This window comes from Streptomyces murinus, assembly GCF_002154555.1.
GTDB classification, from domain to species: domain Bacteria; phylum Actinomycetota; class Actinomycetes; order Streptomycetales; family Streptomycetaceae; genus Streptomyces; species Streptomyces murinus.
The window spans coordinates 1-10533 of sequence record NZ_MUNF01000442.1; the positions used below are offsets into that span (position 1 = coordinate 1).

Annotated in this window: 9 protein-coding genes and 1 pseudogene; 7 read left to right on the plus strand and 3 right to left on the minus strand. The window is 71.1% G+C overall.

Features of this window, described 5'->3' with window-relative positions; all coding sequences use genetic code 11:
• The 3 genes and pseudogenes from CCN72_RS38680 to CCN72_RS25530 all read left to right on the plus strand — a co-directional run.
• A pseudogene (locus CCN72_RS38680) lies at positions 1-311 on the plus strand (hypothetical protein); the annotation flags it as partial.
• Positions 312-407: 96 nt separating this feature from the next.
• A complete protein-coding gene (locus CCN72_RS25525) occupies positions 408-1262 on the plus strand; it encodes a GNAT family N-acetyltransferase (RefSeq protein ID WP_086809949.1) in 855 nt (284 codons plus the stop codon).
• 50 nt (positions 1263-1312) lie between these two features.
• Positions 1313-2098: a GNAT family N-acetyltransferase gene (locus tag CCN72_RS25530; RefSeq protein ID WP_086809951.1), complete on the plus strand. Its 786-nt coding sequence runs from the start codon at positions 1313-1315 to the stop codon at positions 2096-2098.
• A gap of 7 nt (positions 2099-2105) precedes the next feature.
• Here the strand turns inward: CCN72_RS25530 and CCN72_RS25535 are convergent, their stop codons facing one another.
• Positions 2106-2369 (minus strand): GlsB/YeaQ/YmgE family stress response membrane protein, encoded by a 264-nt coding sequence (locus CCN72_RS25535; protein WP_085563207.1) that lies wholly within the window; start codon positions 2367-2369, stop codon positions 2106-2108.
• Between the two features lie 223 nt (positions 2370-2592).
• On the opposite strand from CCN72_RS25535, the gene CCN72_RS25540 reads away from it, so the two are divergent.
• Entirely contained in the window at positions 2593-4071 is a 1479-nt protein-coding gene (locus CCN72_RS25540; protein ID WP_086809953.1) for a M6 family metallopeptidase, read from the plus strand.
• A 49-nt stretch (positions 4072-4120) separates the two neighbouring features.
• Here CCN72_RS25540 and CCN72_RS25545 read toward each other — a convergent pair whose 3' ends face one another.
• Positions 4121-6862, minus strand: coding sequence for a glycoside hydrolase family 2 protein (locus CCN72_RS25545; RefSeq protein WP_086809955.1), 2742 nt, complete (start codon positions 6860-6862; stop codon positions 4121-4123).
• A 175-nt stretch (positions 6863-7037) separates the two neighbouring features.
• Between CCN72_RS25545 and CCN72_RS25550 the strand changes: the two genes are divergently transcribed.
• Positions 7038-8480 (plus strand): APC family permease, encoded by a 1443-nt coding sequence (locus tag CCN72_RS25550; RefSeq protein ID WP_086809957.1) that lies wholly within the window; start codon positions 7038-7040, stop codon positions 8478-8480.
• A gap of 111 nt (positions 8481-8591) precedes the next feature.
• On the plus strand, positions 8592-9104 hold the full coding sequence (locus CCN72_RS25555) for a GNAT family N-acetyltransferase (protein ID WP_086809961.1): 513 nt from the start codon (positions 8592-8594) through the stop codon (positions 9102-9104).
• Positions 9105-9260: 156 nt separating this feature from the next.
• Here CCN72_RS25555 and CCN72_RS25560 read toward each other — a convergent pair whose 3' ends face one another.
• Positions 9261-9716 (minus strand): SPW repeat protein, encoded by a 456-nt coding sequence (locus CCN72_RS25560; RefSeq protein ID WP_085563212.1) that lies wholly within the window; start codon positions 9714-9716, stop codon positions 9261-9263.
• 210 nt (positions 9717-9926) lie between these two features.
• Between CCN72_RS25560 and CCN72_RS25565 the strand changes: the two genes are divergently transcribed.
• On the plus strand, positions 9927-10460 hold the full coding sequence (locus tag CCN72_RS25565; RefSeq protein ID WP_086809959.1) for a hypothetical protein: 534 nt from the start codon (positions 9927-9929) through the stop codon (positions 10458-10460).
• Positions 10461-10533: the final 73 nt, after the last annotated feature.

Sequence of the window (10533 nt, forward strand, 5' to 3'; positions counted from 1 at the left end):
CCCTCGCCCCGACCCCCTCGGCCCCCGGGAAGTACAGTGGCCCGGTGACGGACCGCATCCGACGGCGGTGGCGCGCACTGCCCCCCTGGGCCCGGGTCATCCTGGTCGTCGCCGACGGGGGCTTCCTCGAAGGCACCGGCGCGCACGCCCTCGACCTCGCCCGGCACGGACCGCACGCCTACTCCTCCTTCGCGCCCCCGCTCCAGGTCTTTCACCCTCTTCGCCCTGTTCGTCTTCGCCCTGTTCGTCCTCGTCTCGGCGATCCGCCGGCGCGTGCGCTGACCGCACCGCGGCCGGTGCCGGTCGGCTGATCTCCCCGTGGTGCGACGGCCGTTGATCCGCGAGGATGCTGCGGACACGGGCCGTCCGGTACGGCGGCCGGCCCCCCGACGCAATGGAGCGCACCGATGACTTCTCCCGCCCCCCAGGACCTCGTCGTCACCCGGGCCGGTCTCGCCGACTGGCCGGTGATCAGCGGGTGGGCGGCGGCGGAGGGCTGGAACCCCGGACTCGCCGACGGACCCGCGTTCTTCGCCCAGGACCCCGAAGGCTTCTTCCTCGGCCGGATCGACGGGGAGCCGGTCTCGGCCGTCTCCGTCGTCAACTACGGCGCCGACTACGCCTTCCTCGGCTGCTACCTCGTCCGCCCCGACCTGCGCGGCCACGGACACGGCCTCACCACCTGGAAGACCGCCCTGGCCCACGCCGGCACCCGCACCATCGGCCTCGACGGGGTCGTCGCCCAGCAGGACAACTACCGCCAGTCCGGCTTCCAACTCGCCTACCGCACGGTCCGGTTCACCGGCATCGCCCCCGAGCCGGACACCCCCGCCGGAGTCCGCCCGGCCGGACCCGCCGACCTCGCCGCGATCACCGCCTACGACAGCGCCTGCCACCCCGCCGAGCGCCCCCGCTTCCTCGCCGAGTGGCTCACCACCCCGGGCCACCACACCGTCGTACGCCACCAGGACGGGCGCCTCACCGGGTACGGCGTGATCCGCCCCGGCCGTGACAGCCTGCGCGTCGGCCCGCTCTTCGCGGACGGCGCCGAGGACGCCCGCGCCCTGTTCGCCGCGCTGGCCCGGGAGGCCGCCGGACGCGAACTCGCCGTCGACGTGCCCGAACCCAACGCCGCCGGCATCGCCCTCGCCGAGGCCGCCGGACTCGCCCCCTCCTTCGAGACGGCCCGCATGTACACCGGCCCGGTCCGCGCCCACGCCCAGGACCGCGTCTTCGGCGTGACCACCCTCGAACTGGGCTGACCGGGTAATTGCGTTGCCGCGCCCCCGCCCGCGTGATCGGGTGGGCGGCCATGGAGAAGAACGAGATCCTCGCCCGGTACGATCGTGACCTGCGCCAGAACGCCGTCCCCGACGGCCCCGGCGCCCGGGTCGAACGCGTCGGGGAGGTGGTGCGGCAACGCGCGGACGCGCACGGCTGGAACGGCGTGCTGTGGAGCGGCCTCGACGAGGCGGGCGCGGACGCGGCGATCCAGGAGCAGATCGCCGCCTTCACCGCCCTCGGCCATGACTTCGAGTGGAAGCTCTACAGCCATGACCGGCCCGCCGACCTCGGCGACCGGCTCACCGCGGCCGGATTCCGGGCCGAGCCGGCCGAGACGCTGATGATCGGCGAGATCGACCGGCTCGACCTGGACGCCCGGCTCCCCGAGGGCGTACGGCTGGTGGAGGTCGTGGACGAGGCGGGCGTCGACCTCTTCATCGAGATGCACGAGAAGGCGTTCGGCACCGACGGCACCTTGATGCGCCTGCGGCTGCTGGACCAACTGGCCGCCGATCCCGACGCGCTGGTCGCCGTCGTCGCGCTGGCCGGGACGGAGACCGTCAGCGTCGCCCGGATGGAACTGGTGCCCGGCACCCCGTTCGCCGGCCTGTGGGGCGGCGGCACCGCCGAGGCGTGGCGGGGCCGGGGCCTGTACCGCGCCCTCGTCGCCCACCGCGCCCGGATCGCCGCCGCCCGCGGCTGCCGCTACCTCCAGGTCGACGCCTCACCCATGAGCCGCCCCATCCTGGAACGGCTCGGCTTCCTGCCGTTGAGCATCACGACCCCGTACCTCTATGAGATCAAGGGAAGTTGACGGTACGTCAACGACGTGACCTCGCCCGATCGAGTGCGCTGATCCCCACCGCCGCCAGGGCGATCTGGATGAGCCACTCGATCCAGTCGGGCCCCTTGGTGTCCGCGACCCCGATCCCCGCCGCGATCGCGGAGCCGATCAGCGCGGCCACGATGCCGACGACAATCGTCCACAGCACCCCGATGTGCTGCCGCCCCGGTACGACCAGCCGGCCCAGCACGCCGATGATCAGGCCGATGACGATCGCGCTGATGATGCCTGAAATCTCCATCTCCACCCCTCCGCACGGCGAAATCCCGTCTTGGGAGAAGGTGCCCGCTGCGGGCGCGGACAGTCCGGCGCGCTTTATTGCCGGGACTTTCTGTTCACCGGCGCTTCATGCCATGTACCTTTCAAGCCATCAACGCGTGTAGAACCCTCAAGCGGGTTCTACGCGCGCAGATTTGGCGCGCCGCAACTCCTTCTCCCCACACCCCACAACGGAGGTTCGCCGGATGCTCGGATCCAAGAGATCCCGACGCAGAGTCACCACCGCACTCGCCGGTTTCGGCCTGCTCCTGACCGGAGCGGCCGTCCAGGTCGGTGCGAGCGCCCCCGCCCAGGCGGCGACCACGCACCGGGTCCTGTTCGACAACGCCCACGCCGAGACGGCCGGCAACGCCGACTGGGTCATCTCCACCAGCCAGCCCGACCCGCTGGGCCAGAACGCCAACCCGCAGTCCGAGACGGACTGGACCGGCGCGCTCTCCTCCTGGGGCGTGGCGCTGCAGAAGACCGGCAACTACAGCCTGAAGACGCTGCCTTCGGGCCAGAGCCTGACCTACGGCGGCTCGTCCGCGCAGGACCTGTCGAACTTCGACGAACTGGTCCTGCCGGAGCCCAACACGATGTTCTCGACCGCCGAGAAGACGGCGATCATGAACTTCGTGAAGAACGGCGGCGGTCTGTTCATCATCTCCGACCACACCGGCGCCGACCGCAACAACGACGGCAACGACGCGGTCGAGATCCTCAACGACCTGATGACGAACAACGGCGTCGACAACACCGACCCGTTCGGCTTCTCCATCGACTCCCTTGACATCAGCTCCGGCTACCCGGCCGCGATCAGCGACAGCACCGACCCGGTGCTGAACGGCTCGTTCGGCAAGGTCACCAAGAGCCTGTTCGCCGACGGTACGACCGCCACCCTCAAGCCCGCCGACAACGCGGCCGTCAAGGGCCTGGTCTACCGCAGCGGTTACTCGGGCAACACTGGTGCCTTCTTCCTGACCAGTACCTTCGGCTCCGGCCGCGTCGCGTTCTGGGGCGACAGCTCCCCGATCGACGACGGCACCGGCAGCTCGGGCAACACCCTGTACGACGGCTGGAACGACACCGGCGCCACCAACGCGGCACTCGCCCTGAACGCCACCGCGTGGCTCGCCGGTGACGGCGGCACCAGCGGCGGTGGTGGTGGCACCGGCGGCGGTGGCACGGGTGGCGGCGGCACCGGCACCTGCACCGCGGGCCAGCTGCTCGGCAACAACGGCTTCGAGTCGGGCAACACGACCTGGAGCGCGTCCAGCAAGGTCATCACCAACGCCGCGGCCGAGTCGGCCCACTCGGGTTCGTACTACGCCTGGCTCGACGGCTACGGCACCGCGACCACCAACACGCTGTCCCAGTCGGTGGCCGTCCCGGCGGGCTGCACCTCGGCCAAGCTGAGCTTCTATCTGCACGTCGACACGGCCGAGACCTCGACCACCACCGCCTACGACACCCTCAAGGTGCAGGTGCTGAACGGCTCCGGCACGGTGCTCGGCACCCTGGCGACGTACTCGAACCTCAACGCCGGCTCCGGCTACACCCAGCGCAGCTTCGACCTCAGCAGCTACGCGGGGCAGAACGTCACCCTTCAGTTCACCGGCACCGAGGGCTCCAAGTACCAGACCTCGTTCGTCGTGGACGACACCGCGCTCAACGTGAGCTGAGCGCCTCCGTGCGCGAGGGGGGTGGGTCCGGCGGGGCCCACCCCCCTCGTCATGCCGCCGGCACGGTCCGCTCCGGGGTGTTCCAGCCGGAGACCCGCACCCGCGGGGCCGCGCCGTGCAGATCGGCCGTCCGGTAGACGGCGGTCAGCGTCACCGACTCGCCCGGCCACAGCCCGATCTCGTTGTCCGACCAGCGCACCGGCAGCACCGGCGCCCCGCGTCCGTCGACCAGATGCACATCCGTCAGCAGTGAGGGCGTCCGTCCGTCTGTGGTGTTGCGCAGGGTCACCGTGGTGGTCGAAGTGCCCCCGTCCGACCGGGTGGTGGCCCTCGCCGTCACCGGGACCCGCGCCATCGAGTCGAGACCGGTGAGGTCGGCGTAGCCGGTCGTCGGCGTGTACCACCAGGTGGTGCGCGGCCAGTCGAGCGTGTCCTGCTCGCCGGAGAGCCAGTACACGTTCCGGCTCACCTCCCGGCCGGCCGCGTCGGTCAGCACCAGCCGCAGCAGATACGTCCGCGACAGGCCGGGCACCGAGTCCGGCAGGGTCAGCGCGTTCGTGTGGGCCCCGTCCCCGGCCACCGACAGCCCGGCGGCCGTCCCGTCGTAGCGCAGGGTGCCGTCCGGGTCGAAGAGCGTGGCCCGTGCGGACAGGCCCCGCAGCGTCGTGTGCCGGTTGTTCACCACCGTCACCGTGCGGTCGTCGTAGCCGTACTGGACGTGCAGCGGCTCGTTGGCCTTCTTCGCGCCGAAGTAGGCGCCGTTCTGGTCGAGATAGCGGTCCGTCAACTGCCAGTGCAGGGACGTCCAGCCGCTGTTGAACATCCAGTGGATCACCCCGGTCGCGGGCTCCTGCGGGTCCGTCGCGTTGCGGCCGTACGCCTCGAACTGGGCCCGCACGTTCTCGTACTGGGCCAGCTGCGCCTTGCGGACGTAGTCGGCCAGGCCGGTGGGGGCGCCGTAGCGGGCGGCGAGCGCGGCGTCGTAGAGCGAGAGCGTGCCGAAGGTGGCGGACGGCGAGCGGTGGTACTGCTTGGCCCCGGGGTCCTGCCAGAGGCTGTCCAGCTCGGCCGGGGTGAGCATCCGGCGCAGGGTGTCCAGGGTGGGGATGCTCGGGCCAGCGCTGGTCTCGGAGTTGAAGCCGGTGGCCCCGCCCTCGCGCTTGGCGTACCAGTACTCCGGCGGCACCCAGTCGTAGGGACCGGTCATCTTCATGCCCGAACTGCCCAGCTGTGGCGAGGACTTGTCGGAGGCGGCGGAGACGACCGGGAGGTTCCAGCCGGCGGCCCGCAGCGCGTCCAGGTAGTTCTTCTCGATCGTCGCGTCGGGCGCGAAGTCGCTGCCGATCAGGAAGGAGATCACACTCGGGTGGTCGCGCAGCCGGGCGGCCTCGGCGGCCATGGACGCCTTCGCCACCGGATAGTCGGCCGGGGTCCACTTCTCCCCGTTCTCCGTGCCGTTGACCTGCCCCTCCCACTTGGTGCAGCACTCCCAGCCCGGCAGCGTGAGCACCCCGTACCGGTCGGCCAGCTCGAAGAACTCGTCCGGCTCCAAGTGGCCTTCCAGGCGCAGGGTGTTCAGGCCGAGGTCGACGGCGTACCGCAGCCGGTCCTCGGCGTAGCCGCGGTCCCAGCGCAGGAACTCGTCCGGCGACCAGCCGCCGCCCTTGATCAGCAACGGCCGGCCGTTGATCCGGTACTGGCGGGCCCCCGCCGCGTTCAGCGGTGCCCGGACATCACGGATGCCGAAGGACTCGTGCGCGGTGTCGGAGACCGTGCCCGAGACCCGCGCGGTCAGGTCGAGGCCGTACAGCGGCTGTCCGCCCATCCCGGCCGGCCACCACACCCTGGGCGCGGCCAGGCGCAGGCGGGGCACCTCGGCGGGGGAGAAGGTGACGGTCCGTGTCTCGTGCGCGGCGAGCCGGACCGTCCCGCCGAAGCGCGTCGGGCCGATGGCGCCGGTGATCTCGGCGGTGACCGGCGCGTCGGAGTCGTTGCGGGCCCGCGCCCTGACCGTGAGGTCGGCGGTGGCGAGGGACGGCACGGCCAGCTTGGTGACCACGTGCGCGTCGCGCAGCGCCACCGGGCCGCCCCGGCGCACCAGGACGTCCCGGACGATGCCCATGTTCCGGTCGGGCGGCGGCTGAAGCCAGTCCAGCCAGCCGATGGTCAGGTCCTTGCTCGGCTCGTTGGGCCGGATGCGGAAGGCGACCGTGTTGACACCGGGGCGCACCAGGGCGGTGACGTCCAGCTCATGGTGGGTGTAGGCGCCGGTCACCTCCCGTGCGGCGGCCACCCGGCGGCCGTTGACGTAGACGTCGGCGGCGGAGACGACCCCGCTGAAGTCGAGCAGGGTGCGCCGCGCGGTGTCGGCGACGGTGAAGTCGGAGCGGTACCACCAGGGCACCTCGAAGTCGGCCTTCGGGATCTTCGCCAGATTGGTGGAGCGGAACGGGTCGTCGTACACCCCGGCGGCCAGCAGCGCGGCCAGCACCGTGGAGCGCGGACCCGCCAGGTACCAGCCGCGTGCCGGGTAGCCGGGGGAGGAGACGGCCGCCGGGGAGTCGCCCACCTTCGCCGTGGACTGGATGGCGAAGGCGGCGAGCGGGGTGGTGCTTCCGGCGGCCGGGGACACCGGGGTGATCCGGGTGGGCGCCTTCAGCTCCGCGACCGGGCGCAGCGGGGGCGCGGGGACATGGGGGTCGGCCCACGCGCCGGTGGTGAGGTAGCCCAGCAGGGCGAGGAGTCCGGTGGCCGTGGCGAGCCGATGTCCGGGGGCGGGGCGAGGGAACACAGACGGTCTCCAGGCTCGTAAAGTTAGGAAACTTTACTAACCGGGCTTAAGCTAGGTCGCCGTCCCAGGGCTGTCAACGACCGTCGCCACAGCGCCCGCTGAATATCCGTCAACCGCCTTCACCCGGCGCGCGGATTCTCACAGGGTCCCCTCCCCGACGCCTCCAGGAGTCCCCATGTCCGGTAGCCCGCCGCCCCCGGGCGGCTTCGTCCGCCGGGTCGGGCTGTTCCAGGCCACGGCCATCAACATGAGCCAGATGTGCGGCATCGGCCCGTTCGTCACCATCCCGCTGATGGTCGCCGCGTTCGGCGGGCCCCAGGCGGTCATCGGATTCGTCGCGGGCGCGGTCCTTGCCCTGTGCGACGGGCTGGTCTGGGCCGAGCTGGGCGCCGCGCTGCCCGGCTCCGGCGGCAGTTACGTCTATCTGCGCCAGGCCTTCCGGTACCGCACCGGGAGACTGATGCCGTTCCTGTTCGTGTGGACGGCGATGCTGTTCGTGCCGCTGATCATGTCCACGGGCGTGGTCGGCTTCGTCCAGTACCTCGGCTATCTCGCCCCCGGCCTCGGCGGTTCGGCCGGCGATCTGATCGGCCTCGCCGTCATCGCCCTGGTCGTCCTGCTGCTGTGGCGCGGCATCGAGCACATCGCGCGGATCACGGCCGTGATGTGGACCGTGATGATCGCCTCGGTGATCCTGGTGATCGCCGCCGCCGCGACCGACTTCAGCCCACATCTAGCCTTCACCTACCCGGCGGGCGCCTTCGACCTGACCGGCGGCCACTTCTGGGCCGGCTTCGCCGCGGGCCTGACCATCGGCGTCTACGACTACCTCGGCTACAACACCACCGCCTACATGGGCGCCGAGATCAAGGACCCCGGCCGCGTGCTGCCGCGCTCCATCGTCTACTCGATCCTCGGCATCATGGCGATCTACCTGCTGCTCCAGATCGGCACGCTCGGCGTGGTCGACTGGCACCGGATGAGCGACCCGGGCGACATCGCGTCCACCTCGGTGGCCTCCGCGGTCCTGGAGCGCACCTGGGGCAGGGGCGCCGCCGACACGGTCACCGTGCTCATCCTGATCACCGCCTTCGCCTCCGTGTTCACCGGACTGCTCGGCGGTTCCCGGGTGCCGTACGACGCCGCGCGCGACCGGGTCTTCTTCCGGCCGTACGCCAGGCTGCACCCCCGGCACCGCTTCCCGACGCTGGGCCTGGCGACCATGGGCGTGATCACCGCGGTCGGCTTCCTGATCGGCCGGCACACCGATCTCGCGACCCTGATCCAGCTGCTCACCACCGTGATGGTGATCGTGCAGGCGCTGGCCCAGATCGTCGCCCTGACGGTGCTGCGCTCCCGGCGGCCGGATCTGCCCCGCCCGTACCGGATGTGGCTCTACCCGCTGCCGTCCCTCGTGGCCTTCGTCGGCTGGTGCGTGATCTACGCCTGTGCCGACCGCAACTCACCGGGCCGCCACCCCATCGAATGGTCTCTGGCCTGGCTCGCCCTCGGCTGTGCGGCCTTCTTGGTCTGGGCGCGCCGGGAGAAGGTGTGGCCGTTCGGGCCGGCGGAGACCGAGGAGGAACGCCCGGCCGGACGGGACATCGAGACCGTGTGAGCCCCGAGGGTCTATGATCCGATCAGCGTGATGAGCCTCCCCGGCCGGACGAGAGTCCGCCCGGGGAGGCTCTCGTTCATGACCGACGTGAGCGAAAACATGAACGAGACCATGAACGAGACCAGGACCGCGGACCTTCGTGTCCGCGCCGCGACCATCGAGGACCGGCCCGCCGTCGAGCGGCTGTGGCTGATGTTCCGTCATGACATGTCCGAGTACCAGGGCGGACTGCCCGCGGCCGACGGCACGTTCCGCAGCGAGCGGCTGGAGTCCGCCTTCACCGGCGACGGCTGGGCGCCGTACCTGCTGACCCGCGGCGACCATCTCGTCGGGTTCGCCTTCGTACGGGGACTCGACGGACCGGTGCGCGTGCTGAACAGCTTCTTCGTGGTGCGGGGCGCCCGGCGCGGGGGAGTGGGGCTCAGGGCCGTACAGGAGGTGCTGCGGCGGCATCCGGGCCGGTGGGAGGTGGCCTTCCAGCGGGACAACGCGGGCGGGGCGGCCTTCTGGCACCGGGTCGCGGAGCAGGTCGCGCCGGGTGCGTGGCGCCGTACCGAGCGGGCCGTACCGGGGCGGCCGTCGCTGCCCGCCGACCTGTGGCTGAGCTTCACCGTGCGCGGCTGAGAGGGTCCCCGGACGGGGAGGACGCGGGGCAGGGAAGAGGGCCGGTCCGCTGGGCGCACCGGCCCTCCGTCCTTCTTCCTTCCGTGTTCTTCTTCCCTTTCGCGTTCTCGACGATCCGCTCCTTCCTCGTGCGTTCTCGTCGTGCTTCCTTCCCCGCTAAGGCCTGGGCGTGCTCTTCGTGGCCTTGGTGGCCTTCGCCGACGTCGCGGCGCAGACGATTCCGAGGAGGAGGGCCAGTGCGCCGATCACGACGTTGTTGATGATCACACCGGTGTCCGGGGCGCTCCCCACGATCCACGGGGCGATGATCATCCAGACGCCCAGCGCGCACATCGCCCAGCTGAGGCCGTACATCCGCTCGGGGGCCCTGGTGAATCCCAGCGCCAGCAGCCCGATCGCGATACCCATGATCAGGTTGTGGGTCATGAGCGCCGGCTGGCTGGCGGTGTAGTGCAGGATCCAGGGCGATGCCGCGCAGTACAGGCCGAGCAGGAACACCGGCCCGTCCACGAGCGCCACATCACGACCGCCGAGCATGCGGTCGTAGCGTTCCCGCATTTCGGAGACATCGGGGTGGGTCGACATGTCACCCCTGTGCGAGACGTTGGCCATGACTTTGGTCTCCTTCGAATGCGCAGGCCAGACCAATGGTGGAGCGGTGTTCAGCGAGCACCGCACTACCCATTTTGCGCCTGTTCGCGACTTATGTGTAGCGGAGGAGCTGGTTGTCATGTATGGGGTTGTTCCGCAGGGGCTGGTACAACCTTCAATCGGTCGGACGGGTCTTCGTGGGCGCGAGCGACGCGCCGACGAGAGGGAGACATGAACAGGCGGGTACGGCTGGGCGAGACGGTCACGGCCGCTCTGGCCCTGGACTTCCACGGTGGCCCCGTCCAGGCCCAGTTGGACGCCGAGAACAGCATCCCGTTCGCCCGGGTCGAGGTGCGGTTCCCCGAGGGCGTGACCGTGCTGAGCGTTCCGGAGGGCTGCGGGCCCACCGACGTCCGGTCGAGGCCCGCCTACTACCTGTGCGAGTACGGGCTCTACACCACCGGCTTCGACGTGCCGATGCTCCGGGACGGCTTCCACCGGGACTTCCCCTTCACGGTACGGATCGACGATCCGTCCAAGCACACCGCGGGGGCGATCCGTGTCGACGCGCCCGAGCAGCGGCTGCGGGAGGACGCCGACCCCGGCAACAGCACCGCGCCCATCACCCTGGGGGCGATCAGCGCGGGGGTGATCGGTGCGGAGGACGAACCGGGGCCGCCCGCATGGGCCGTCGCGGCGGGCGCCGCCGCCCTGGCCGGGGTCATCGCCGGGGTTCTCGCCCTCGTCCGCCGTCGCGCGCGCTGACCTTCGAGGCGGTCACCCGCTCCCCGTGGATCCGGCCCGGCCGTACGGCACCGGGCCGCCCCGGGCGGCCCGG